At 58.5% G+C, this 24,060-nt stretch carries 24 protein-coding genes; 11 read left to right on the top strand and 13 right to left on the bottom strand.

Annotated features, from left to right (window positions below):
- Positions 1–29: 29 nt before the first annotated feature.
- The 10 genes from BKD70_RS05405 (at position 30) to BKD70_RS05360 (ending at position 7,059) form a co-directional block, all read left to right on the top strand.
- The gene (locus BKD70_RS05405) at positions 30–1,004 is read left to right on the top strand and encodes a KpsF/GutQ family sugar-phosphate isomerase (protein WP_047273370.1); all 975 of its coding nucleotides are present in this window, start codon (positions 30–32) and stop codon (positions 1,002–1,004) included.
- Positions 1,004–1,528 carry an HAD family hydrolase gene (locus tag BKD70_RS05400; protein ID WP_047273369.1) on the top strand — a complete coding sequence of 175 codons (525 nt, stop codon included), beginning with the start codon at positions 1,004–1,006 and terminating at the stop codon, positions 1,526–1,528. The genes BKD70_RS05405 and BKD70_RS05400 overlap by 1 nt, the downstream gene beginning before the upstream one ends.
- A gap of 8 nt (positions 1,529–1,536) precedes the next feature.
- Entirely contained in the window at positions 1,537–2,109 is a 573-nt protein-coding gene (lptC, locus tag BKD70_RS05395) for an LPS export ABC transporter periplasmic protein LptC (RefSeq protein WP_047273368.1), read from the top strand.
- The gene (gene lptA / locus BKD70_RS05390; protein ID WP_047273367.1) at positions 2,096–2,638 is read left to right on the top strand and encodes a lipopolysaccharide transport periplasmic protein LptA; all 543 of its coding nucleotides are present in this window, start codon (positions 2,096–2,098) and stop codon (positions 2,636–2,638) included. Before lptC ends, lptA begins: the two co-directional genes overlap by 14 nt.
- Positions 2,638–3,363: an LPS export ABC transporter ATP-binding protein gene (gene lptB, locus BKD70_RS05385; protein ID WP_047273366.1), complete on the top strand. Its 726-nt coding sequence runs from the start codon at positions 2,638–2,640 to the stop codon at positions 3,361–3,363. Before lptA ends, lptB begins: the two co-directional genes overlap by 1 nt.
- A gap of 183 nt (positions 3,364–3,546) precedes the next feature.
- Positions 3,547–5,043: an RNA polymerase factor sigma-54 gene (locus tag BKD70_RS05380; protein WP_047273365.1), complete on the top strand. Its 1,497-nt coding sequence runs from the start codon at positions 3,547–3,549 to the stop codon at positions 5,041–5,043.
- A 75-nt stretch (positions 5,044–5,118) separates the two neighbouring features.
- The gene (gene hpf / locus BKD70_RS05375) at positions 5,119–5,433 is read left to right on the top strand and encodes a ribosome hibernation-promoting factor, HPF/YfiA family (RefSeq protein WP_047273364.1); all 315 of its coding nucleotides are present in this window, start codon (positions 5,119–5,121) and stop codon (positions 5,431–5,433) included.
- A gap of 12 nt (positions 5,434–5,445) precedes the next feature.
- Complete coding sequence (gene ptsN / locus BKD70_RS05370) at positions 5,446–5,910, top strand: PTS IIA-like nitrogen regulatory protein PtsN (RefSeq protein WP_047273363.1); 465 nt, start codon at positions 5,446–5,448, stop codon at positions 5,908–5,910.
- A gap of 2 nt (positions 5,911–5,912) precedes the next feature.
- Entirely contained in the window at positions 5,913–6,770 is an 858-nt protein-coding gene (rapZ, locus tag BKD70_RS05365; protein WP_047273362.1) for an RNase adapter RapZ, read from the top strand.
- Positions 6,771–6,786: 16 nt separating this feature from the next.
- Complete coding sequence (locus tag BKD70_RS05360) at positions 6,787–7,059, top strand: HPr family phosphocarrier protein (RefSeq protein ID WP_047273361.1); 273 nt, start codon at positions 6,787–6,789, stop codon at positions 7,057–7,059.
- A gap of 116 nt (positions 7,060–7,175) precedes the next feature.
- Here the strand turns inward: BKD70_RS05360 and BKD70_RS05355 are convergent, their stop codons facing one another.
- From BKD70_RS05355 to pmbA, 6 genes are all read right to left on the bottom strand, one after another.
- Positions 7,176–8,069 carry a ZIP family metal transporter gene (locus tag BKD70_RS05355; RefSeq protein ID WP_047273360.1) on the bottom strand — a complete coding sequence of 298 codons (894 nt, stop codon included), beginning with the start codon at positions 8,067–8,069 and terminating at the stop codon, positions 7,176–7,178.
- Positions 8,070–8,095: 26 nt separating this feature from the next.
- The gene (locus tag BKD70_RS05350; RefSeq protein ID WP_047273359.1) at positions 8,096–8,707 is read right to left on the bottom strand and encodes a superoxide dismutase; all 612 of its coding nucleotides are present in this window, start codon (positions 8,705–8,707) and stop codon (positions 8,096–8,098) included.
- Between the two features lies 1 nt (position 8,708).
- Positions 8,709–9,158, bottom strand: coding sequence for a hypothetical protein (locus tag BKD70_RS05345; RefSeq protein WP_047273358.1), 450 nt, complete (start codon positions 9,156–9,158; stop codon positions 8,709–8,711).
- A gap of 27 nt (positions 9,159–9,185) precedes the next feature.
- Positions 9,186–10,562, bottom strand: a complete 1,377-nt coding sequence (locus BKD70_RS05340) for a lyase family protein (protein WP_047273357.1) — start codon at positions 10,560–10,562, stop codon at positions 9,186–9,188.
- Positions 10,555–10,950: a hypothetical protein gene (locus BKD70_RS05335; RefSeq protein WP_047273459.1), complete on the bottom strand. Its 396-nt coding sequence runs from the start codon at positions 10,948–10,950 to the stop codon at positions 10,555–10,557. Before BKD70_RS05335 ends, BKD70_RS05340 begins: the two co-directional genes overlap by 8 nt.
- Before the next feature lie 1,015 nt (positions 10,951–11,965).
- Positions 11,966–13,312, bottom strand: coding sequence for a metalloprotease PmbA (gene pmbA, locus BKD70_RS05330; protein WP_047273356.1), 1,347 nt, complete (start codon positions 13,310–13,312; stop codon positions 11,966–11,968).
- Between the two features lie 107 nt (positions 13,313–13,419).
- On the opposite strand from pmbA, the gene yjgA reads away from it, so the two are divergent.
- Entirely contained in the window at positions 13,420–13,941 is a 522-nt protein-coding gene (gene yjgA / locus BKD70_RS05325; RefSeq protein ID WP_047273355.1) for a ribosome biogenesis factor YjgA, read from the top strand.
- A gap of 44 nt (positions 13,942–13,985) precedes the next feature.
- Here yjgA and tldD read toward each other — a convergent pair whose 3' ends face one another.
- From tldD to mreC, 7 genes are all read right to left on the bottom strand, one after another.
- Positions 13,986–15,428, bottom strand: a complete 1,443-nt coding sequence (tldD, locus tag BKD70_RS05320; RefSeq protein ID WP_047273354.1) for a metalloprotease TldD — start codon at positions 15,426–15,428, stop codon at positions 13,986–13,988.
- A gap of 59 nt (positions 15,429–15,487) precedes the next feature.
- Positions 15,488–16,336, bottom strand: a complete 849-nt coding sequence (locus BKD70_RS05315) for a carbon-nitrogen hydrolase family protein (RefSeq protein WP_047273353.1) — start codon at positions 16,334–16,336, stop codon at positions 15,488–15,490.
- Positions 16,337–16,356: 20 nt separating this feature from the next.
- A complete protein-coding gene (locus BKD70_RS05310; RefSeq protein ID WP_047273352.1) occupies positions 16,357–20,169 on the bottom strand; it encodes a YhdP family protein in 3,813 nt (1,270 codons plus the stop codon).
- Positions 20,170–20,245: 76 nt separating this feature from the next.
- Positions 20,246–21,703: a ribonuclease G gene (gene rng, locus BKD70_RS05305; RefSeq protein WP_047273351.1), complete on the bottom strand. Its 1,458-nt coding sequence runs from the start codon at positions 21,701–21,703 to the stop codon at positions 20,246–20,248.
- 56 nt (positions 21,704–21,759) lie between these two features.
- Positions 21,760–22,365, bottom strand: coding sequence for a nucleoside triphosphate pyrophosphatase (locus BKD70_RS05300; protein ID WP_047273350.1), 606 nt, complete (start codon positions 22,363–22,365; stop codon positions 21,760–21,762).
- 52 nt (positions 22,366–22,417) lie between these two features.
- The gene (gene mreD / locus BKD70_RS05295; RefSeq protein ID WP_047273349.1) at positions 22,418–22,906 is read right to left on the bottom strand and encodes a rod shape-determining protein MreD; all 489 of its coding nucleotides are present in this window, start codon (positions 22,904–22,906) and stop codon (positions 22,418–22,420) included.
- Positions 22,906–23,985: a rod shape-determining protein MreC gene (gene mreC, locus BKD70_RS05290; RefSeq protein WP_080960167.1), complete on the bottom strand. Its 1,080-nt coding sequence runs from the start codon at positions 23,983–23,985 to the stop codon at positions 22,906–22,908. Before mreC ends, mreD begins: the two co-directional genes overlap by 1 nt.
- Positions 23,986–24,060 lie beyond the last annotated feature (75 nt).

Genomic DNA, 24,060 nt, shown 5'->3' with positions numbered 1-24,060 from the left:
GCCTTTTCTCAGGCTACCCGACTTCAAACATGAGCCAATCCAGCGACCTGATTCAATCTGCACAACGCACCATCCGCCTCGAACTGGAAGCCGTAGAAGATTTACTGCCCCGGATCGACGCTGATTTCGTACGCGCTTGCGAGATGATTCTAGCGAGCAAGGGTCGAGTCGTCGTAGTCGGCATGGGCAAGTCCGGGCATATCGGCAATAAAATCGCCGCCACCCTGGCCAGCACCGGCACCACGGCTTTCTTTGTTCACCCGGCCGAAGCCAGCCACGGCGACATGGGCATGATTACCCGCGACGACATCATCCTCGCGCTGTCGAACTCGGGCTCCACCGCCGAGATCGTCACATTGCTCCCTCTTATCAAACGCCTCGGCATCCAGCTCATCAGCATGACTGGCAATCCCGAGTCCCCGCTGGCCAAGGCTGCCGACGTTAGCCTGGATGCCCGCGTGGCCCAAGAAGCCTGCCCATTGAACCTGGCGCCTACGTCATCGACCACGGCCACGCTGGTACTGGGCGATGCGCTGGCCATTGCCTTGCTCGAAGCCCGCGGGTTCACGGCTGAGGATTTCGCCTTCTCGCACCCTGGCGGTGCACTGGGTCGCCGCTTGCTGCTTAAAGTTGAAAATGTCATGCACTCGGGTGATGAACTGCCTCAAGTGGTACGCGGCACGCTGCTCAGGGACGCCCTGATGGAGATGACCCATAAAGGGCTGGGCATGACCGTTGTCACTGAAGCGGACGGCACACTGGCCGGGATCTTCACCGACGGCGACTTGCGCCGCACGCTGGATCGCGAAATCGATATCCGCAACGCGACTATCGATACGGTGATGACACCTCACGGCAAAACAGCCCGCGCCGACATGCTCGCCGCCGAGGCCCTTAAAATCATGGAAGACCATAAAATCAGCGCGCTGGTTGTCGTCGACAAGGACGACCGCCCAGTCGGTGCCTTGAACATGCACGATTTGTTGCGCGCAGGAGTGATGTAATGACCAACGATTTGCTCAAACGCGGCAAAGCCATCAAGCTCGCCGTTTTCGACGTTGACGGTGTACTGACTGATGGCCGGCTGTACTTCCTTGAAGACGGCAGCGAGTTCAAGACCTTCAATACCCTCGACGGCCAGGGCATCAAGATGCTGATGGCAGCCGGCGTTCAGACGGCAATCATCAGTGGTCGCAAGACTCCGGTCGTTGAGCGTCGCGCGCAAAACCTGGGTATCGCGCACCTGTATCAGGGTCGAGAAGATAAATTGGTGGTATTGGACGAGCTTCTCGGCCAACTCAACCTAAGCTATGAACAGGTTGCCTATCTGGGCGACGACCTGCCGGATTTACCGGTTATCCGTCGCGTAGGCCTGGGCATGGCTGTGGCCAATGCCGCCAGTTTCGTACGCGAGCACGCCCACGGTATTACCCAGGCACGCGGCGGTGAAGGCGCCGCACGTGAATTCTGCGAACTGATCCTGCGCGCCCAAGGCCGTCTGGATGCCGCTCACGCGGCCTACTTATAGAGCTTTCTATGCTGAGTAAAAAAATTCGCAACTTCCTGTTATTCGGTGTCATTGCGGCGCTGTTTGCAGCCGTGGGCTACTGGAATATCAGCCCGGAACGCTTCCTCGACAAACCTGCCGTGGCGGTGGATGAGCACGCGATCGACTATTACGCCATCAACGCCCACAGCCTTCAGTATTTGCCGGACGGCAAGCTGCAATATGAAATGACGTCCGACAAGGTTGAACACCTCAAGGCTTCCGAAGTGACGCTGCTGACCAACCCGGACCTGCAGATGTACCGCGGAACCACGTTCCCGTGGCATGTTCAAAGTGAGCGCGGCGAGGTCAACCCGGACGGCACGGAGGTCGAGCTGATCGACTCGGTACGTGTCGCCCGCACCGACGAACGCAACCGTGAGCTGATTATCACCAGCTCACGCATGACAGTATTCCCACAGAAGCAATATGCGCAGACCGAGCAAGCCGTTAGAATCGACGGCGCTGGCGGTGTGACCACTGCCAAGGGAATGAAAGCATATTTGAAAGACGGCAGGATGGACCTGCTGTCCAACGTAAGAGGACAGTATGAGTCTCGTTAAAACCCTCCCTTTATTGCTCAGCTTGAGCGCAGCACTGGGAAGCGTGAGCGCCTGGGCTCTGCCGAACGACACCGAACAGCCTATCCGTATTCAGGCCAACGAAGCGCAGCTGGATGACAAGAAAGGCGTCGCAACCTACAAGGGCGACGTCATCATCACGCAAGGCTCGATGAAAATTACCGGCAATACCGTCACGATCACCCGCAACGCGGCTGGCGAAATTGACGTCGTGACCTCGATCGGCAATCTGGCCTACTTCGAACAACTGCAAAAAGCCACTGACCCGGTTCCGGTCAAAGCCTACGCAGTGACCATTCAGTACCATGCACCGCAAAACCGCATCGTCCTGATCGACAAGGCCAAAGTGATCAACGACGGCAATACCACTGAAGGCGAGAAAATCGTCTACGACACGGTCAAGCAAGTGGCCAACGCCGGTCGCGCCAACGGTAGCAGCGTGACTGCTCCTCGTCCGCGCATCGACATGGTGATCCAGCCGAAGAAAAAAACTGACGCGAAGGCCAAGTAATGGCAACTCTTAAAGCCCAGCATTTGGCTAAAAGCTACAAGAGCCGTCAGGTGGTGCGCGATGTCAGCCTGTCGATCGACAGCGGGCAGATCGTGGGCCTGCTCGGCCCTAACGGCGCCGGCAAGACCACCTGCTTTTACATGATTGTGGGCCTGGTGCAGGCTGACCAGGGTCGCGTGCTGATCGACGACCTGGATGTCAGCCACCAACCCATGCACGGCCGCGCACGCGCCGGTATCGGTTATCTGCCGCAGGAAGCCTCGATTTTCCGCAAGCTCTCGGTCGCCGATAACATCATGGCGATTCTCGAGACACGCAAGGAGCTCGACAAAGCAGGTCGTCGCAAGGAGCTGGAAAGCCTATTACAGGAATTCCACATCAACCATATCCGCGACAACCTGGGCATGAGCCTGTCGGGTGGCGAGCGCCGCCGGGTGGAAATCGCCCGCGCACTGGCTACCGCCCCCAAGTTCATTCTGCTCGATGAACCCTTTGCCGGTGTTGACCCCATCTCCGTGGGCGACATCAAGCAGATCATTCACCACCTCAAGGCCAAAGGCATTGGCGTGCTGATCACCGATCACAACGTTCGTGAAACACTCGATATTTGCGAAACTGCCTACATCGTAAATGACGGACAACTGATTGCTGAAGGCGACGCTGAAACGATTCTGGCCAACAAATTGGTGAGAGAAGTGTATCTGGGCAATGAGTTCCGCTTGTAAGCCCTTACGCTTGTACATGCCTTGAAGGTGTTTTCAATTTGCTCCGGCCAGCCTGACGAATTGTAAACGCCTCTAGGCAAACGCTACGGTTTCAGGCATATAATTTGCTTATGTTTGGCGCTCACGCGCCCTTGTAGTGGATGGCGCCATGCGCGCCGGCGAATAAGGTGTTAAGCCCCTGCCATGAAACCATCGCTAGTCCTGAGAATGGGCCAGCAGCTGACAATGACACCTCAGCTGCAACAAGCCATACGCCTGCTCCAATTGTCGACCCTGGACCTGCAACAGGAAATCCAGGAGGCCCTGGAATCCAACCCGATGCTCGAACGCCAGGAAGAAGGCGAAGACTTCGACAATTCGGACCCCTTGGCCGACAACATTGAGCAAAAACCCGCCAGCGAAATTCAAGAACCCTCCTATCAACAGGAGTCCGCAACCACTGTGGATAACCTGGAGGAAGGTGAATGGAACGATCGCATTCCCAACGAGCTGCCCGTCGATACGGCCTGGGAAGACGTTTACCAGACCAGTGCCAGCAGCCTGCCCAGCAACGACGATGACGAGTGGGATTTCACTACACGCACGTCGGCCGGTGAAAGCCTGCAAAGCCATTTACTCTGGCAGTTGAATCTGGCGCCCATGTCGGACACCGACCGGCTCATTGGCGTGACCCTCATCGACTGCATTAACACGCAGGGCTACCTCGACGAAACCCTCGAAGAAATTCTCGAAGCCTTTGACCCGGAACTGGACATTGAGCTCGATGAAATCGAAGCCGTCCTGCACCGTATCCAGCAATTCGAACCGGCCGGCATCGGCGCACGCAATCTGGGCGAATGCCTGTTGTTGCAGCTGCGCCAATTGCCTGCAACTACGCCTTGGCTCGACGACGCCAAGCGGTTGGTAACGGACCACATCGATCTGCTGGGCGCCCGCGACTACAGCCAGCTGATGCGCCGCATGAAGCTCAAGGAAGACGAGCTGCGCCAGGTCATCGAGCTGGTACAAAGCCTTAATCCGCGTCCAGGTTCGCAAATCGAGTCCACTGAGCCTGAATACGTTGTACCGGACGTCATCGTACGCAAGGACAACGAACGCTGGCTGGTAGAACTCAATCAGGAATCGGTACCGCGCCTGCGGGTCAATGCCCAATACGCGGGTTTCGTGCGACGCGCCGACACCAGTGCCGATAACACCTTCATGCGCAACCAGCTGCAAGAAGCGCGCTGGTTCATCAAAAGCCTGCAAAGCCGCAACGAAACCCTGATGAAAGTGGCGACACAAATTGTCGAACATCAGCGCGGGTTTCTGGAATACGGCGATGAAGCCATGAAGCCGCTTGTGTTGCATGACATTGCAGAAGCCGTCGGCATGCACGAATCGACCATTTCACGGGTAACCACCCAGAAATTCATGCATACCCCGCGCGGTATCTATGAACTCAAGTACTTTTTCTCCAGCCATGTAAGCACCTCCGAAGGCGGTGAATGCTCGTCCACGGCGATCCGCGCGATCATCAAAAAACTGGTCGCGGCTGAAAATCAGAAAAAGCCGTTGAGTGACAGTAAGATCGCTGGTTTACTGGAGGCACAAGGTATTCAGGTAGCCCGTCGCACGGTCGCCAAGTACCGCGAATCCCTTGGGATTGCGCCGTCTAGCGAGCGTAAGCGTTTGATGTAAGCAACGGGCCACTGCGTTTCAGTGGCAGGCTTGCCAGCCTGCCGCTTTATGTAATGGCATCGAAGGAGAAACTATATGCAAGTCAACATCAGTGGACAGCATCTGGAAGTGACCGAACCGCTGCGCACTTACATCGGCGAAAAACTGGACCGGCTGGAGCGTCACTTCGACAAAATCACTAACGTGAGTGTGATTCTTACCGTAGAAAAGCTGCTCCACAAAATCGAAGCGACCCTGCACATACCCGTAGGGCCAGGGGAAGTTGTCGCAAATGCTGAGCATACCGACATGTATGCCGCTATCGACCTGCTCGCCGACAAGCTTGATCGCCAACTGAAAAAGCAAAAGGAAAAGACCCTCAGCCAGCTGCAAGGCGCGACCGGTCGTTAAAACCCCATACCCATGATTCGACTTGAAAACATCCTGACCCCCGGCCGTTCCCACGTGAACGTGCCGGGCGGCAGCAAAAAGAAAGCCCTTGAATACATTGCCAACCTGATCAGCCGAGAAGTGCCTGGTCTCGACATGCAGGATGTTTATGAAAGTCTGATTGCCCGTGAAAAACTGGGTTCAACCGGTTTTGGTAACGGCATTGCTATCCCCCACTGTCGCCTCAAAGGCTGCGAGGCGCCTGTGAGCGCCCTGCTCCACCTTGACGCCCCTATAGATTTCGACGCCATCGATGGCGCGCCGGTCGACCTGTTGTTCGTATTGCTGGTGCCAGAAGCGGCCACCGATGCACACCTGGAGCTGCTCAGGCAGATCGCCAGCATGCTCGATCGCAAAGACGTGCGGGAAAAACTGCGCAGTGCACAAAGCAACGAAGCGCTGTATCAGGTTGTTCTGGACGTACAGAACGGTCATTAATCATGCGCTTAGTCATTGTCAGCGGACGCTCCGGCTCCGGTAAAAGCACCGCCCTCGCCGTCCTCGAAGACAACGGTTTCTATTGCATCGACAACCTGCCCGCAGGCTTGCTTCCCGAGCTGGCCGAGCGTGCGTTGATTCACACTGAACTCGCACAGCCGCTGGTGGCGGTCTCGATTGATGCGCGTAACTTGCCCAGCCATTTATCGCGCTTTCCACAATTGCTCGAAGAAGTGCGCAACCGTCATATTCAGTGTGACGTGTTGTACCTGGACGCAGACGAAGAAACCCTGCTCAAGCGCTTCTCCGAGACCCGCCGCAGGCACCCGCTGAGCAGCGCCAGTCGCTCGCTGGCAGAAGCCATCCGCGATGAAACAAAACTGCTTGGCCCCATCGTTGATCTGGCAGACCTCACGATCAACACGACCAACCTGAACCTCTACCAACTGCGCGACACCATCAAGTTGCGCCTGCTGAACAAACCCGAACCCGGTACGGCCTTTCTGGTGGAGTCGTTTGGCTTCAAGCGCGGGATGCCGGTGGATGCCGATCTGGTCTTTGATGTGCGCTGCCTGCCAAACCCGTACTGGAAACCCGAGTTGCGTGAGCAATCGGGGCTTGATCAACCGGTGGCCGATTATTTGGCTGCCCAGCCAGATGTTGAAGAGATGTTCCAGGACATTTCCAGCTACCTGCTTAAATGGCTGCCGCGTTTTGCCGCGAGCAATCGTGCTTATGTGACCATCGGTATCGGTTGCACCGGCGGGCATCACCGCTCTGTGTACCTCACCGAACGACTGGGCAAGTGCCTGCAAGAAACCCTGAAAAACGTCCAGGTTCGCCACCGCGACCTTACTTGAAAGGATCTACCCCGCGATGCCTGCTCTGGAAATCGAAATCATCAACAAATTGGGCTTGCACGCTCGGGCATCTGCCAAGTTCGTCGGGGTAGCAGGTCGGTTTCCTTGTCAGGTGCGAGCAGGCCGTACGCCGGAGTCCATGGTCGATGGCAAAAGCATCATGGCCATGATGATGCTTGCCGCGGGCAAAGGTACGACCATTCATTTAAAGACCGAAGGCGAACAGGAGCAGGAAGCCATGGATGCACTGGTGGCCCTGATCAATAACTTCTTTGATGAAGGTGAATAACGGCTACCGCGAGGTTGCCGAGGGCGTGATTGAGAGCTCACAGACCCAGGCTTGCTGCGCAATCCTTCGCCGCCTCGTACCTACCGAGACAGCGAACCTGACTGCGCCGCATGGCTCTACCCCAGCGCAGTGTCCATGACCATCATCACGCAGAACCCGATGCAGAGCCCAACGCTCGCCAGTTTTTCGTGACCGTTACGCCGCGATTCCGGAATCACCTCTTGCGTCACCACAAGCAGCATCGCTCCCGCGGCCAGCGCCAGCCCCAGCGGCAATAGAAGCTCGGCCAAATTCACCAGCCAGGCACACAACATCGCGAATACCGGCTCCACCAGCCCGGACGCGGCACCAATCAAGAACGCCCTGATCCGCGACATGCCCGCACCCGCCAGCACCAAGGCAATGACCAACCCCTCCGGCACATCCTGCAACGCAATCCCCATCGCCAGGCTGTCGGCGTCCGGCATACCGCCGCCCGCCGAAACGCCCACCGCCATACCTTCCGGAATGTTATGCGCCACGATCGCAATGACGAACAGCCAAATGCGCGGTGCTATGACGGGCTCACCCGGACGGCTGACAATAACGTCCGGCCCGGCACCCGACACTTTCAGGTCCACCAGAAACAAACACAGGGCGCCCAACAGAATGCCCGCACACACCAGCCCGCTGGATGCCCACGCAGACAACCCCAGACTTTCAGCCGCCGCAATGCCCGGCACAACCAGCGAAAACGCCGTGGCCGCCAACATGACCCCGGCACCAAAGCCCAACAACGTATCGCTGACCGCCACCGGCATGTTGCGAATCACCAGTACCGGCACAGCACCCAGCGCCGTACCCAGCGCACACAATGCCCCGCCTTGCAGGGCTCTGAGCATTTTGGGCTCGAGGTCCAGCCAGACCAATCCTTTGGCCACCAACAGCGCAGTGCCCGCCAACAGCAACAGCGTACCGAGGGCATAGCGAAACATTCGCACGCCGCCGACCGCCAGAATTTGCGTGCCCATATCCGCCTGAATCCTTGTGAGTAGCCTTAGACCATAGCTGCTTGGTAGCGGCGTGCTACTTCTGGCCAATTAATCACGTTATAAAACGCATTGATGTATTCAGGCCGTCGATTCTGGTAACGCAGGTAATACGCGTGCTCCCACACATCCAGTCCCAGAATCGGGGTGTTGCCGCTCATCAGCGGGCTGTCCTGATTGCCACTGCTTTCAATCACCAGAGTTTTGTGCGGCGTCACGCTCAACCACGCCCAGCCACTGCCAAACCGGGTCAGCGCAGCCTTGGTAAACGCGTCCTTAAATGCTTGCAGCCCACCCAACTGTTCATCCATGGCCTTTGCCAACGCGCCATCGGGTTTACCACCCCCGCTGGGGCTCATGACCTCCCAGAACAACGAGTGGTTAGCGTGGCCGCCGCCCTGATTGATAACCGCTGCGCGCAGGTTTTGAGGGAGCTGGTGCACACTGGCCACCAGCTTTTCCACAGGCCATTGCGCCCACTCCGTGCCTTCTACGGCAGCATTGAGGTTGTTGATGTACGTCTGATGATGCTTGGTGTAATGGATCTCCATGGTCTGCGCATCGATGTGTGGCTCAAGTGCGTCATAGGCGTAAGGCAGTGCAGGCAAGGTGTACGTCATATCAATGGACTCCTGAAGGTTGGCCGCTGACCGTTGAGAATGCGTGGCTGGATTGAGTAACGTTGCGCTTGAGCAACAGGTCTGAGCGCGGGTACTCGCCATGCTCACTGATGAAATTCAATAACTCGACATAGGTTTTACTGCTCTGACGCAGCGCGGCTTCTCGCAGCTCAGGCTTGAGTCGTGGGTTCTGGACGGTTTGCAGCAACCGCTGATGAATTGAGCATAAGTACTCAACGCTCTCTTCCGGCTGATTAAGGCGTAAATGCACGTCCGCCAGGTTGTGATGCGAAATCACGCAGGCCGCCACTGCTTCGTCAGCATCACTCCAGCGCTCAAACAACACTTGAGCCAGCGCCAGCGCTTGCAAGTAGTGCTCGCGCGCATCCACCAGCTCGCCTTCAGCGAAACAGCGATTGGCTCTTTCGATCGTGCGTTTCCAGTGTTCCATGTGCACCTCCAAAGCAGTGTCGGGGGGTTAGACGCCGCCTGCGGTCAGCTTCTCGGGGTCCAGCAGAACCTCAAGCTGGCTGCGTGGCAGGTCGGTGAACTCAAGCGCCACGTCAATCACCGGGCGCCCTTGTTTGTAGGCGGTCTTGGCGATTTCAGCGGCCTGTTGATAGCCAATGATCGGGTTCAGGGCCGTCACCAGAATGGGGTTACGCGACAACGCTTCCTTGAGCTTGACTTCGTTGACCTTGAACGTGGCGATTGCCTTGTCGGCCAGCAAACGGCTGACATTGGCCAACAGCTCGATGCTACTGAGCAGGTTCTGGGCAATGACCGGCAGCATCACGTTCAGCTCAAAGTTGCCGGACTGGCCCGCGACCGTAATCACCGAGTCATTGCCGATGACTTGCGCAGCGACCATGGCAGTGGCTTCCGGGATCACCGGATTGACCTTGCCCGGCATGATCGAAGAACCCGGCTGCAACGCCTCCAGCTCAATTTCACCCAAACCCGCCAGCGGCCCGGAGTTCATCCAGCGCAGGTCGTTGGCGATTTTCATCAGCGATACGGCTGTGGCCTTGAGCTGGCCCGATACCGAGACGGCAGTGTCCTGCGAGCCGATCAGGGCAAACAGGTCTTCACCCGGCGTGAACTGCACGTGCGTCAAGGCACTCAGTTGCTGACTGAACAGCGCGGCAAATTGCGGGTGCGCGTTGATCCCGGTACCGACTGCCGTGCCGCCCTGCGCCAGGGATTGCAGCGCAGGTTGCAGGTCCTGCAAATGCCCGATATTGGCCTTGAGCTGCTGCGCCCAGCCGTTGAGCACCTGACTCATGCGCACCGGCATCGCGTCCATCAAGTGGGTGCGTCCGGTTTTGACATGGCTGTGGACCTGTAAAGCCTTGCGTTCAATGGTCTCCACCAGATGCGTCAGCGCTGGCAAAAGACGCTCATGCAAGCCCAAGGCGGCGCTGACGTGAATGCAGGTCGGGATGATGTCGTTGCTGCTTTGGCCGCAGTTGACGTGATCGTTCGGGTTGATTGTTTCGCCCAGCACGCGGGTGGCCAGGGTGGCGATCACTTCGTTGGCGTTCATGTTGGAACTGGTGCCTGAACCGGTCTGGAAGATGTCCACCGGGAAGTGCTCCATGAAATCGCCTGCCAGCAGGATCTGCGTCGCTTCGACAATGGCATTGCCCTGAGCGTCCGAGATTTGCCCCAACGCCACGTTGGCTTTGGCGGCTGCCGCTTTGGCCAGAATCAAGGCGCGAATGAATTGCGCCGGCATGCGCTGATGACTGACGGGAAAGTTATCCACCGCACGCTGGGTCTGCGCGCCATACAACGCGGCCTCAGGCACGTGCAGTTCGCCCATGCTATCGCGTTCGATACGGGTATTACTCATCGTGAAATCCTTGCATCAGTTCGATTAAAGAAATGGACGGTTCAAGTTCACAGGTCGCCAATTGCCAGGCACAGCGTTGCCAGCGTTTGAGTCGACATCCGCACAAGGCTTGGGTTTCGAGGTCACGCAGCGGTCGCCACGCATGGTCAAGGCACATACTGCGCCAGTGCCAAGGCAGCGCCGTATCGGTGGCGGTGTCCAGCAAAAGCCGGAACGACGTGAGGGCAATCGTCCAGGACGACGTTGACGTGCAACAGGCCAGGTAACGGCCTTCGGCCAGATAATGCTCAATCAGGCGCGGCTCATCGGGCGCCAGCCCGCAGCGGATCTGGCGACTCATCCAGCGCCAGCTTTCCTGATAAGGGCTTTCGTGCAACACAGAACTCATGATCCAGGCTCGCTCGATAATGAGATTCATTATTAAGCGATATTGATTATCAAAACAAGCCTGCGAAAGGAGGTACCTCCCGGACAAAAACGTCCGTCACGCTTTCAAGGCGGGGAAGCGCAGGCGCTCAGTTTGCACGCAAAACTCGGCCCCATGAGGTTCAAAAACGCGAGCACAGGTTAAACACGAAAAACCGGACTGCAATGAGTCAGTTGAATCCCTGAATAGTAGTGCGCAACTTCTTGCGCACTTTGTGGATATTTCTCTTTAAATAATAAACCCACTTACTTAGATGCAAATACATGTTAAGTTGCGCCAACAAACAGGCTCTACGCCCTATCGGATACGCAGGATATTTTATTTAAACTTCATATTTGCTTAAGGATAAGCTCATGTTCTCGCAGGTCAAACAACCCGACTCAAACCTGCTAACTCTTGGCGTAAACCACCCTTCTCACTTCCTGATAAGCGACGCATCAATGATTGCTTTTCGGATGATTAGAAGAGGGAGCTGCTCGAATAACGCCAAGCCTTCATCTTGCCCAAGAACCTGATTCCAAGGGCATTGGGTCACGATCAGAACGCTGAAAACGACATTGAACCAATTGAAGTAAGCCATTGAACATGAAGCGATTTATTGCATGCATTGCAATGACAAGTGTATTGACCGGATGCATAGGCGCTTCGGTCATTGTGCCAAAAAGCGATCCTCGCCAGGTTGAACAGGCTCGCGAACCACGAGAGGGGCACAAATGGTGCGGGATAAGCCTGTGGCTCGTCTTTTTCCCCGTCCCGTTGATGTTACCGGTTTGCAAAATTGATACTGAACTAACATCCGATTTTTATAGCTGTGGGCCCTTGATGCACTTCGCCAAGTTAGGAGCACACTATAAGGGAAATGCGCTCTGCGGACGTATGCCGGCGGGATGGCCTAGTGACTGACGCAATGGCTCACCTGCATAAAAAAAGGCGCATCACTTGAACCGTGATACGCCTTTTTAAAACAGTTGAGAAATCAGCTGCCGCCGATTTTCATCCGCTCAATCAACACAGAACCGGTGCGAATATTGCTGCGCAGCTCAAGGTCATTGCCCACGGCAACGATCTGTTTGAACATATCGCGCATGTTGCCGGCAATGGTCACCTCTTGCACCGGGAACTGGATTTCGCCGTTTTCGACCCAGAAACCCGCCGCGCCCCGTGAGTAGTCGCCTGTGACCATGTTCAGGCCGCTGCCCATCAATTCCGTCACAAACAAACCGCGGCCCATGCGGCGAATCAAGGCAGCCTGGTCTTCATCGCCATGGGTCACGAACACGTTGTGCACGCCGCCCGCGTTCGCCGTGCTGGGCATGCCCAATTTGCGGCCGGAATACGTGCTGAGGATGTAGGACACCAGTTCGCCGTCCTTGATGAACGGTTTGGCGTAAGTGGCCAGGCCATCGTTGTCGAAAGACGAACTGCCCATGGCACGCATCAAGTGCGGACGTTCGTCCAGGGTCAGCCATTCAGGGAAAATCTGCTGGCCCATGGCATCGAGCAGGAACGACGATTTGCGGTACAGGTTGCCGCCCGAAATGGCGCCCAAAAAGCTGCCGAACAGCCCTCCGGCCAGCTCGGCGCTAAACAGCACCGGCACTTCGCAGGTCGGCACCGGGCGCGAGCCCAGACGACGAGCTGCGCGCTCCGCGGCCCGTCGGCCGATGACGGCAGCGTCGGCCAGCAACTCACCCTGACAGTTCACGTCATACCAGTAATCGCGCTGCATCTGGCCGTCGCCTTCGGCGATCATCACGCAGCTCAGGCTGTGGCGTGTAGAGGCCGAGCCTCCAATAAACCCGTTGCTGTTGCCATACACGCGGCAGCCTTGATGGGTGCTGAGTGTGGTGCCGTCAGCGTTTTTAATGCGGCTGTCGGCGTCAAAAGCAGCCGCTTCGCAAGCCAGTGCCTTTTCGATGGCTTGCTCGGGGGTGATGTCCCACGTGTGGAACAGATCGAAATCCTTCAGGTCCCGGGCCATTAACTGCGGGTCGGCCAAGCCGGAACTTTCGTCCTCGGACGTATGGCTGGCAATCGCCAGCGCAGCAGCAACCGTTTCGCGAATCGCATCAGGACCGGTGGCCGAAGTGCTCGCCGAACCTTTGCGTTGCCCCACGTAAAGGGTGATACCGAAGCCCTGATCGCGATTGAACTCAACGGTCTCAACCTCACGCTGACGCACCGAAGTCGACAAGCCCTGCTCCAGCGACACGGCCACTTCGCAGGCACTGGCGCCCTGACGCTTGGCTTCGGCAATAATGTGCTCAACTTGCTCTTGCAGTGCCGGCAAGGCCTGCGGGCCGACGCTTTCTACTGCACTCATGGTTTTCTCCACTCAAATTCTGTTTTCGGAAGGGCCGCCGAGCGACCGGGCCGGACAAGCGGCCCCCGACTGGTTATCATGGCGGCGTTTCTTTGCGGACTGCCACCATGGTTGATTCTTACGACGACGCCTTCGACGGCGAAAAAAGCAAATCACAGGTCAAACGCGAGCTTCATGCTCTGGTTGATCTGGGCGAACGTCTGACGACGCTCAAGCCTGACTTGCTGAACAAAATGCCTTTGACCGACGCTTTGCGCCGGGCACTGGTAGATGCTTCAAAACATACGGCTCATATTGCCCGTAAGCGGCACATCCAGTTCATCGGCAAGCTGATGCGCGATCAACCGATCGACGAAATTCTGGCGATGCTCGATCAAGTGGATGCCTCTTCGCGCCAATACAACGAACGTTTCCACGGCCTCGAGCGCTGGCGTGATCGCCTGATCGAAGGCGATGACGATGTACTGGAAAAATTTGTCATCGAGTTCCCCGAAGCCGATCGTCAGCAATTGCGTTCGATCGTGCGTCAGGCCAAACACGAACTGGCTCATAACAAGGCCCCGGCTTCCAGCCGCAAATTGTTCAAGTACATTCGTGGGTTGGACGAGACTCAACGCGGCTTGCGTTAAGTCCCGTACGCGGGCGGGTTGCCCTGCAACCCGCCCGCAGCCCGTCAACTGCCCGTACCGCCGACTGTAATTGCATCAATCTTCAAGGTTGGCTGACCGACGCCCACCGGCACCGACTGCCCGTCCTTGCCACATGTCCCTACACCGCTGTCCAGCGACAGGTCATTACCGACCATCGACACTTTGCTCATCGCTTCGGGTCCGTTGCCAATCAGGGTCGCGCCCTTGACCGGACGGGTGATTTTGCCGTCTTCGATCAAATACGCTTCGCTGGTAGAAAACACGAACTTGCCGCTGGTGATGTCGACCTGACCACCGCCCAGATTGGCGCAGTAGATGCCCTTTTTCACCGAGGCAATGATCTCAGCCGGATCGCTTTCGCCGCCCAACATGTAGGTGTTGGTCATGCGTGGCATGGGTAAATGTGCATAGGATTCGCGACGACCGTTACCGGTACGGGCCACGCCCATCAAGCGCGCATTCAGTTTGTCTTGCATGTAACCCTTGAGTACGCCGTTTTCGATCAACGTCGTGCACTCGGTCGGGGTGCCTTCGTCGTCCACGCTCAACGAGCCGCGACGCCCTGGCAAGGTGCCGTCATCGACGATGGTGCACAAGCTCGAAGCCACACGCTCGCCCATGCGGCCGCTGTAGGCTGAACTGCCCTTGCGATTGAAATCCCCCTCCAGACCATGGCCCACGGCTTCGTGCAGCAACACGCCCGACCAACCGGAACCCAGTACGACAGGCAGGGTACCGGCCGGTGCCGGTACGGCTTCGAGGTTGACCAGCGCCTGACGCAAGGCTTCGCGGGCATAGCCCATGGCGCGGTCGTCAGTCAGGAAATAACGGTAATCCGTACGCCCGCCGCCGCCATGTCCGCCCCGCTCACGACGACCGTTTTGCTCAACGATGACACTCACGTTGAAGCGCACCAAAGGCCGCACATCGGCCGCCAGGCCGCCGTCGGTGGAAGCCACCAGAATGCGTTCCCACACCCCGGCCATGCTCACGGTGACTTGTTGAATGCGCGGGTCGAGGGCGCGGGTGGCGGCGTCGACGCGCTTGAGCAGTTCGACCTTTTGCGCACGGCTGATGACTTCCAGCGGGTTGTCCGGCGCATACAACTGCGCTACATCCTGCGTGGTGAAGGCTTGAACGGTGCCGTGCTGACCGGCCCGAGAGATCGAGCGCGCTGCACGGGCGGCCAGCCCCAATGCCTCAAGGGTGATGGCGTTGCTGTAGGCAAATCCGGTTTTCTCGCCGGACTGGGCGCGTACACCTACGCCTTGATCCAAATTGAAGCTGCCTTCTTTTACGATGCCGTCTTCCAGTGCCCAGGATTCGGAAATCTGGCCCTGAAAGTACAAATCCGCCGCATCGATCCCCGGCCCGGCCAGGTCACCCAGCACGGTCTGCAGGCTCTCAAGGGTGACACCGCCCGGTGCCAACAGGTGTTCGCTGACTGAGGTCAACAACTCGCTCATATTCACTCCGTCTTGGCCCGTGCTTCAGCATCTTTGAGTGCCGAACCCATGGGCCTGAATTAGCCTTGCGTGGCAGGTCGCTGTGCGCCCTGCGAAAAAAATCGTCGGTGGCTGACCACCGGCATGCGTGCCCTGATGGCCGCTTGTTCTGCTGCATCGCGTGGGGCGAACAATACGCCCTCACCTTGCGCCTGCTCAGCCAGCACTCGGCCCCAGGGGTCAATGATGGCCGCGTGGCCGAAAGTCTCACGTGGCCCCGGATGTACGCCACCTTGTGCCGCCGCCAACACGTAACATTGAGTTTCAATGGCCCGGGCACGGATCAGGATGTCCCAATGCGCCGCTCCGGTCACAGCGGTAAAAGCCGACGGCGCGCTGATCAGTTCGGCACCGGCTGCACGCAGCTCGCTGTACAGCTCGGGGAAGCGCAGGTCATAACACACCGTCATCCCCAACTTGCCGACCGGCGTGTCTGCCACGACCACCTGCTCACCTTGAGCATAGTCGTCAGACTCACGGTACCGGCCACGATTGTCAGACACGTCTACGTCAAACAAGTGCAGCTTGTCGTAGCGCGCCACCTGTTCACCGTCTGCGTTGATCAACAACGAACAGGCACGGGATTTGGCATCGGGCTGACCGGCAGGCGGCAATGGCAACGTGCCCGCCACCACCCATAACTTGAGGTCGCAAGCGGTCTGTTTCAACCAGGGCAGGATTGGACCTTCGCCCAACGCCTCGGCTCGCCCCACGGCGGCCATGTCCCGGCGCCCCATGGCCGCGAAGTTCTCCGGCAGCACGACCAGTTGTGCGCCACCGGCTGCCGCGTCTTCAAGTAAACGCCGGGCTTGAGCCAAGTTGGCCAGCACATCGCTTTGACTGACCATTTGAATCACTGCTAACGACATGCCCTGCTCCTCGGTCGCGCTTACTTCTTCTCGAATGGCTTGTCGAAGGTGATCTTCGGATCCTGCCATGGCCCTTTGATGCTGTATTGCACACTCGCAAAGCGCGACACCTGATCACCGATCAACTTGTTGATCAGGAACAACGCACCGCCGACGGCCGGGGCGCCCACCAGCAAAGCCGCGATCGGCAAGTTATTGGTCACGGGCAAGGTCACCAGCAAATTCGCATCCACTTGGTCGGTCACCATGTTCAGCGTGCCGCTCAGCTCAAGGTTGCTTGAAGGGCCGGTCATGGTGATGGGCTTGTTCGCGCGGTACACCCCGCGATTGGCTTGCAGCAGACCTTTGACGCGGTCGTAACTCAATCCTTTGCCGAACAGGTCGGAGAAGTCCAGGCGCAAGCGTCGACCGATGGAGTTGAAGTTCAGCAGCCCAAAAATGCGCAGCACCTGCGCGCTGCCATCGACCTCCACAAACTGGCCTTTGTTCAAGGACGCGTCCAGTGTGCCGCTGAAGCGCTTGAGGCCAATCCACGCCGGTGAACCTGGCCAGTTGCCATCAACGTCCAGTCGGAAGTTGTCACTGGTGACGCTCGGTGCGAAGCCCCAGTTTTTCAGCACGTCCGCCAGATTCCGCCCGCCCAGGCGGCCCTTGTACCAACTGTTGCTGGCGCCAGCAAAACCCTCCCAGCCGCCCGAACCTTCAAGCAGCAGGCCTTTGAGCCCCAGGTTGAGGTTGTTGAGCAACACGCCACGATTGGTGGGCCGCACATTGAGCGACCAGGCGCCGATCAGGTCTGGGCCTTGGTAGAGCTGGCGAATGATGATGTCCATCGCCGGAATTTTACGCGGGTCAACCGATGCCAAAGGGTCAGGGGCATTCTCATCAGCCACAGCTTTAGGGTCGGTCGCCGGCAGCCGAACGATCTGCATGGTGATGGCAATCGGGGCATGTTTCGCATCAGGCAGCGTGACCGAGCCGACTGCCTGTTTGCTGTCGATTTTCATCCCCCACGACGCCGGGTAGCGGTTCATCTGCAAGCGGACCTGGTCGAGCTGGGTGCCCATGGCAATCAGTTTGCCAATTTTGAAATCCGCACTGCTGAGCAATTGCTGTGCGCTGCCCCCCACATCCTTGCCCGCATAACGCTCCACCACTGCCTGCCACGGCGCCACGTCCAGTTCCGAGAGTACGCCGCGAACACGCAAGCCCTTGCTGGTCGGCAACGAGGCCGCTCCGGCGCCGAGGTACAACTCGCCGCGGCCTGCCTCAAGCTTGCCGTCCGGCGCGGCGAACGTCAGGCTCGCCAGGTTGCCGTAGTCAAACCAGTACCGCTTCTCGGCCCCCTGCAGGGTCATGCGAAATACGCTGTCACGGCTTTCATTGGTTGCCAGGCCAAACGGTGCGGGCAAATCAATCGCCGCGCCTTTGAGGCTGGAATTGACACGCAACTGGCTGTCCGCGCCGTCGAGCGTCAGTTGCAATTGATAGGGCAGGTTGCCGGAAACCGGAATCGGCTGGTTGAACTTCAGCCAGTTGGTCAGGGTTTTTACGGCGATTTGGCCATTGGCAACCACGCGAGTGCTGATGCGGCCCGGTTTGCCGTCGGCAAAAATCTGCGCGTTGACCGGCCGGTCGAATGCGCGGGCGGTGATGCCTTTGCCGCTCAGGCCTTTGGCACTGTCAAAGCGGAAATCACCCTTGAGCTGCGTCAGTTCAAGCTCCGGTTCGCTGATTTTGAGCCGCGCCTTGTCGGTTTTGAAATCCACCACGATGTTCGGTTCGACGCTGTGCTCAAGCGGTATATCCAAGTCGACCCGCCCGGTGAGCGGGCCATCACCCTGCCAACCGGCAAAGGTGTCAGCGGTGCCGATGGGGGCTTCTTGAAGGATTTTCAGGCCGTCGCCCAAACCGCCTGCAAAGTCCCCTTGCAACAGCAAGTGGCTGACCTTGCCGCTGGGAACGTGGGGAATATTGACTGCGACATCACGCACCTCGGTGTCGAGCAACTGGCCTTTGCTGGCCATGATCCGCACGCCGCTGTCCTCGATGAAGACGTCACCCGATACATTCCGTACATGGGGCCAGCCCGGCTGGAAGGCCAACTCGGCGCCATGCACCTTGAAAAACAGGCTGAGGGTGCGCGCGGCCGCGACTGCATCATGGCTTAACGAGCCCTGGTACTGGAAGAAGCCCTCCTCCACATCACCCTTGATGATGGCGGTGCTGAGCCATTCAGTCAGGGCCGGGCTCAAGACTTCAGGCAGGTATTTAGGGGTGAAACGGCCGTCGCCGTCGGTCAGCCCGACGCGCAGGTCCATGTAGTCTTCCTGCGAATGGTCCAGATGAATGCGGATCAGGAAGTCGGCAGCGATCTTGCCCTCTTCGCCCAGCACCTTGATGTAGGGCGCGATGAGGGTGAAGGTGTCTTTGCTCAGGGTCCAGGTCAGCAAGGCGTTGGCCTGCTGGTACTGCCAGGGTTTGGCGAAGATCGGGTCCAGGTGCAGCATGAAATCCTTGCTGTCCAGCCGCAGCTCGCCCTTGCCCAGGTCGCCGCTGATCAGGCCGCTGACATTGCGCGCCGCAGGTGCACCGTGGGTAGCGTTGAAACCGACTTGCTGCAGATTGGCCGCGAAACTGAGCTTTTGATCGCCGCTCACGTGAGGGCGAAAATCAGCCAGCACATTGCGCAGCGTGCCAGTCGCCTTGAGTTGATCGACCACTTTGGCCACGCCCTCCGGCCACGGCGCCAGCGCGTCCAGCAAGGGGGTGATCGGGCTCAGGTTCACATGATCGGCTTGCAGGTGCCAGCGCTCCTGCGCTGTGTCTGTGCCCTTGAACTGCTGCACTTGCGCGCGGGTTTCCCAGCGCGTATCGCCCAGGCTCATGGCCAGGGAATCCAGCACCAGGTTGTAACCCTGCTCGCCGCGTTCCAGCCAGGCATGCAAGGCCAGGTTGTCGATAGTGGCTGGCTTGCGGTCTGCGTAGGCACCGGTGAACGTGGGGGCGTTAAGTCGGGCGGTGGCGCTTTGCACCGTACCGTTGCCCCAATTGAACCAGAACTCACCACCGGCCTTGAGTGTCTTGAGGGTCCAGCCTTGGGTCATGCTGGACGGCAGCCATTTGGCCCAATTACTTTGCGGCAGGCTGACATACGCTTGCGCCGCGCCGTCACGCCACTGGCTGGCGCGAATCTGGCTTTTGACACTCAGCGCAACCGGCTGGCCATCGGGTAAGGTCAACCGCGCATCCAGGCGTTGATCGGAAGACCCCACGTCGAGGGTCAGGCCGACATACGTCAGGGTCATCGGCGCTTCTTTATACGGTTCCAGAGTCAACTGGCTGTCGAGCACGGAGAGACGCGCAACCTTTTGCAGCTGATTGAGTAACTGCTCGGGGTCCAGAGGCTTGTCGTCCTGGACTGGCAAACCTTCGAGGGTCCAGTGCCCGTCCTTGTCCTGGCGCGCACTCAGTTGCAAGCCATTGAGCTGCACGTGGGCGATACGTACTTCGCGGGCCAGCACGCTGCCCCAGACATCAGGCACCACTTGCACTTCATCCAGGCGCAAGGCGCTGCGACCTTCGCCCACCATCACGTCATGTGCCAGCAGCACCGGCGCCATGCCGCGCCAGCGCCCTTCGAGGCTGCCGATGGTCAATGGCATGCCCAAGGCATCGCGGGCCTTGGTTTGCACGTCGGCGCGGTATTCGGCAATCAGGGGCGTGAGTTCTCGCCCGAGGCTGACGTAGAGCGCCGTCAGCACCAGCAATAACGCACAAAGACTTAATCCCCAGCGGGTCAGCGCGGCAAAAAAGCGTGTCAGACGCTCCATGTCAGGTGGCCCCTTCAGTAATGATCGAAGGGGCTGAATGCAGCCCCCTTTTTAAATCCGGACATCCCGTGCAACTTCAGAGCAGCACCACGTCGTATTGTTCCTGGGAGTACATGGTTTCCACTTGAAAGCGGATCGTACGCCCGATAAACCCTTCCAGCTCCGCCACATTGCCCGATTCTTCATCCAGCAACCGGTCAACCACGCGCTGACTGGCCAGCACGCGATACCCCTCGGCTTGATACGCACGGGCTTCGCGCAGGATTTCACGGAATATTTCGTAGCAGATGGTTTCCGGGGTTTTCAACTTGCCCCGCCCTTGGCAGCACACGCAGGGTTCACAGAGCACCTGTTCGAGGCTCTCACGGGTCCGCTTGCGGGTCATTTGCACCAACCCCAACTCGGTAATGCCGATGATGTTGGTTTTGGCGTGATCGCGTTCGAGTTGCTTTTCGAGCGTGCGCAGCACCTGCCGCTGGTGCTCTTCGTCTTCCATGTCGATGAAGTCGATGATGATGATCCCGCCCAGGTTGCGCAGACGCAGTTGACGCGCAATGGCCGTTGCCGCTTCGAGGTTGGTCTTGAAGATGGTTTCTTCAAGATTGCGATGCCCCACGAACGCGCCGGTGTTGACGTCAATGGTGGTCATGGCTTCAGCCGGGTCCACCACCAGATAGCCGCCCGACTTGAGTGGCACTTTGCGGTCGAGGGCTTTCTGGATTTCGCTTTCAACGCCGTACAAATCAAAGATCGGCCGTTCGCCGGGGTAATGCTCCAGACGGTCCGCAATTTCTGGCATCAGCTCAGCCACGAACTGCGTGGTTTTCTGGAAGGTTTCGCGGGAGTCGATGCGGATTTTTTCAATCTTCGGGCTGACCAGGTCGCGCAGGGTACGCAGGGCCAGGCCCAGGTCTTCATAAATGACCGTCGGAGCGCCGACGGTTTTGATCTGGGCACCGATTTGGTCCCACAGGCGACGCAAGTAGCGAATGTCCATCAGGATTTCATCCGCGCCAGCGCCTTCGGCCGCTGTCCGCAGGATGAATCCGCCCGCTTCCTTGATACCTTCCTGCGCCACGCAATCACTGACCACCTGTTTGAGGCGGTCCCGTTCGGCTTCGTCTTCGATCTTCAGGGAAATGCCGACATGGGCCGTGCGCGGCATGTACACCAGATAACGCGAAGGAATCGACAATTGGGTCGTCAACCGTGCGCCTTTGGAGCCGATCGGGTCTTTGGTGACCTGCACCACCAGGCTTTGGCCTTCATGAACCAGCGAGCTGATGCTTTCGACCGCCTGACCTTCACGCAGGGAGATTTCGGAGGCATGGATGAATGCCGCACGGTCCAGGCCGATGTCCACGAATGCCGCTTGCATGCCGGGCAATACACGAACGACCTTGCCTTTATAAATGTTGCCGACAATGCCTCGGCGCTGGGTGCGCTCGACATGCACCTCTTGCAAAACACCGTTTTCTACCACCGCCACGCGCGATTCCATCGGCGTGATGTTGATCAGGATCTCTTCACTCATGGCTGGGTCTCGTTCAGGCGTCATCACAGTAGTGCCACGTTTCATGGGTGCAATAGTTAGCGCACGGAAAGGGTTTGCCAACAGGGTATGCCGAAATGTCCCAGCAGTTCTGCGGTTTCGCACACGGGCAAGCCCACGACAGCGGAATAGCTGCCCTCAAGCCCGGACACAAATACCGCGCCCAGCCCCTGAATCGCGTAGCCACCGGCTTTATCCAGCGGTTCGCCGCTGGCCCAGTAACGCGCAGCTTCTTGTGTGCTGATGTTTCTGAAACGCACCGCGCTGCGCACCACACGGGTTTCGCAGCGGGTTGCATCAATCAGGGCAATGGCGGTCAAGACTTCATGCTCGCGGCCAGATAACGCCATGAGCATAGCCAAGGCATCGGCTTCGTCGACGGGTTTGCCAAGAATCTGTCCGTCCAGCACCACGGCAGTGTCAGCGCCCAACACGCAAAAATCATCGCCCGGAGGCGACGCCGTGACGTGCTTATAACCTGCACGCGCTTTTTCGCGCGCCAGCCGCTCGACATACGCCGTGGCGGCCTCATTGACCAAAGGGGTTTCGTCGATGGCAGCACTGACGGTGCTGAAGGGCACGCCGATTTGAGTCAGTAACTCGCGTCGGCGGGGTGAGCCTGAGGCCAGATAAAGCGAAGTCATCGAGACATCTCCCTGTCAGTATGCGCAAACCAGGAAATGGCTCACGCTTCCATCAATTGATTTTGAAACGTCGAACCAGCCCGCGCAGCCCGTAGCTGACCCAAGGCCACAACAAGGCGCTGACCAGTGCAGGCAGCACCAGCGCCAGGGTTGGCTGACGGTTCCCGGTCAAGGCGCTGAGCCACAATTGCGCCAACTGGGCCAGGCCAAAGATGACCAGCAACACCAGGCTTTGCTGCCACATCGGGAACATGCGCAGGCGCTGTTGCAGGGACAGCACGAGGAAGGTGATCAGGGTCAGGATCAAGGCGTTCTGCCCCAGCAGCGTGCCGTAAACCACATCTTCAACCAGGCCCAGGCACCACGCGGTGACCATGCCCACCTTGTGCGGCATGTACAGCGCCCAGAAAGCCAGCAACAACGCCAGCCACAGCGGACGGAACACTTCCATGAACTGCGGCATTGGCGAAACGCTGAGCAAGACGCCAATGGCAAACGTCAGCCAGATGATCCAGCCATTACGTGAACGAATACCCGCCATTATTGCCTCTCCCGGGTGGTGGCCGGCGCAGCGGCTGGCGGCTTGGCTGCGGCGGGTGTTGCAACGGGCGCAGGTTTTTTGACCGCTCCGGCGGCGGGCGCAGGCGTTGCTGGCGTGGTGACAGCGGGCGCCGGGGCCACGGCGGGCACGGATGCAGGCACGGGCTTGGGCACAGTCGCCGGAATAATGGGCTGCGGCTCGCCGTTGTTTTCGGCTTCCTGGGCTTGAGCCGCGTCGTTGGCGCGCTCTTCAGGGGTGCGGCTGTCGCTGAAGACCAACAGCAAGTAACGGCTGCGGTTCAGAGCGGCTGTCGGCACGGCCCGCACAATAGCGAATGGCTGGCCCGAGTCGTGAATCACTTCCTTGACCGTTGCGACCGGATAGCCCGCCGGGAAGCGTTGCCCCAGACCCGAGCTGACCAGCAGGTCGCCCTCTTTGATATCCGCCGTGTCGGCCACATGGCGCAATTCCAGGCGTTCGGGGTTGCCCGTGCCACTGGCAATTGCACGTAGCCCGTTGCGGTTGACCTGTACCGGAATGCTGTGGGTGGTGTCGGTCAGCAGCAAAACCCGCGAGGTGTAGGGCATCAACTCGACCACTTGCCCCATCAGCCCGCGGGCATCGAGCACCGGTTGACCGAGCACCACGCCGTCGCGCTCACCCTTGTTGATGATGATGCGATGAGTAAACGGATTGGGGTCCATGCCGATCAGCTCGGCCACTTCAACCTTTTCGTTGACCAGCGCAGAGGAGTTAAGCAACTCGCGCAGGCGAACGTTTTGCTCGGTCAGGGCGGCGAGTTTTTGCATGCGCCCTTGCAGCAGAAGGTTTTCAGTCTTGAGCTTCTCGTTCTCGGCGACCAGCTCCGTCCGGCTACCAAACTGACTGGCGACGCCCTGGAACAGACGTTGCGGCAGATCGGTAATCCAGTAGGTCTGCATCAGCACCAGCGACATTTGACTGCGCACCGGCTTGAGCAACGTGAAACGGGCATCGACCACCATCAGCGCGACCGATAGCACGACCAGCACCAACAGGCGCACGCCCAAAGAGGGGCCTTTGGAAAAGAGCGGTTTAATAAGCCGCTCCTCCGGGGCAAGGATTCAATGTATTCATACGGCTTCAAGCGGCCTGGATGAAGATTGACAAAAGAT

It is taken from the genome of Pseudomonas sp. BS-2016 (genome assembly GCF_001806145.1).
Classification (GTDB): Bacteria; Pseudomonadota; Gammaproteobacteria; order Pseudomonadales; family Pseudomonadaceae; genus Aquipseudomonas; species Aquipseudomonas lundensis.
Note: the sequence above shows the minus strand (reverse complement) of the source record. Positions and strands in the feature narration are given on the sequence as shown.

Excerpts from the sequence above, each read along its gene's own strand:
- BKD70_RS05405 (WP_047273370.1), top strand. The coding sequence starts at position 30 with ATGAGCCAATCCAGCGACCTGATTCAATCTGCACAACGCACCATCCGC.
- BKD70_RS05400 (WP_047273369.1), top strand. The coding sequence starts at position 1,004 with ATGACCAACGATTTGCTCAAACGCGGCAAAGCCATCAAGCTCGCCGTT.
- lptC (WP_047273368.1), top strand. The coding sequence starts at position 1,537 with ATGCTGAGTAAAAAAATTCGCAACTTCCTGTTATTCGGTGTCATTGCG.
- lptA (WP_047273367.1), top strand. The coding sequence starts at position 2,096 with ATGAGTCTCGTTAAAACCCTCCCTTTATTGCTCAGCTTGAGCGCAGCA.
- lptB (WP_047273366.1), top strand. The coding sequence starts at position 2,638 with ATGGCAACTCTTAAAGCCCAGCATTTGGCTAAAAGCTACAAGAGCCGT.
- BKD70_RS05380 (WP_047273365.1), top strand. The coding sequence starts at position 3,547 with ATGAAACCATCGCTAGTCCTGAGAATGGGCCAGCAGCTGACAATGACA.
- hpf (WP_047273364.1), top strand. The coding sequence starts at position 5,119 with ATGCAAGTCAACATCAGTGGACAGCATCTGGAAGTGACCGAACCGCTG.
- ptsN (WP_047273363.1), top strand. The coding sequence starts at position 5,446 with ATGATTCGACTTGAAAACATCCTGACCCCCGGCCGTTCCCACGTGAAC.
- rapZ (WP_047273362.1), top strand. The coding sequence starts at position 5,913 with ATGCGCTTAGTCATTGTCAGCGGACGCTCCGGCTCCGGTAAAAGCACC.
- BKD70_RS05360 (WP_047273361.1), top strand. The coding sequence starts at position 6,787 with ATGCCTGCTCTGGAAATCGAAATCATCAACAAATTGGGCTTGCACGCT.
- BKD70_RS05355 (WP_047273360.1), bottom strand. The coding sequence starts at position 8,069 with ATGGGCACGCAAATTCTGGCGGTCGGCGGCGTGCGAATGTTTCGCTAT.
- BKD70_RS05350 (WP_047273359.1), bottom strand. The coding sequence starts at position 8,707 with ATGACGTACACCTTGCCTGCACTGCCTTACGCCTATGACGCACTTGAG.
- BKD70_RS05345 (WP_047273358.1), bottom strand. The coding sequence starts at position 9,158 with ATGGAACACTGGAAACGCACGATCGAAAGAGCCAATCGCTGTTTCGCT.
- BKD70_RS05340 (WP_047273357.1), bottom strand. The coding sequence starts at position 10,562 with ATGAGTAATACCCGTATCGAACGCGATAGCATGGGCGAACTGCACGTG.
- BKD70_RS05335 (WP_047273459.1), bottom strand. The coding sequence starts at position 10,950 with ATGAGTTCTGTGTTGCACGAAAGCCCTTATCAGGAAAGCTGGCGCTGG.
- pmbA (WP_047273356.1), bottom strand. The coding sequence starts at position 13,312 with ATGAGTGCAGTAGAAAGCGTCGGCCCGCAGGCCTTGCCGGCACTGCAA.
- yjgA (WP_047273355.1), top strand. The coding sequence starts at position 13,420 with ATGGTTGATTCTTACGACGACGCCTTCGACGGCGAAAAAAGCAAATCA.
- tldD (WP_047273354.1), bottom strand. The coding sequence starts at position 15,428 with ATGAGCGAGTTGTTGACCTCAGTCAGCGAACACCTGTTGGCACCGGGC.
- BKD70_RS05315 (WP_047273353.1), bottom strand. The coding sequence starts at position 16,336 with ATGTCGTTAGCAGTGATTCAAATGGTCAGTCAAAGCGATGTGCTGGCC.
- BKD70_RS05310 (WP_047273352.1), bottom strand. The coding sequence starts at position 20,169 with ATGGAGCGTCTGACACGCTTTTTTGCCGCGCTGACCCGCTGGGGATTA.
- rng (WP_047273351.1), bottom strand. The coding sequence starts at position 21,703 with ATGAGTGAAGAGATCCTGATCAACATCACGCCGATGGAATCGCGCGTG.
- BKD70_RS05300 (WP_047273350.1), bottom strand. The coding sequence starts at position 22,365 with ATGACTTCGCTTTATCTGGCCTCAGGCTCACCCCGCCGACGCGAGTTA.
- mreD (WP_047273349.1), bottom strand. The coding sequence starts at position 22,906 with ATGGCGGGTATTCGTTCACGTAATGGCTGGATCATCTGGCTGACGTTT.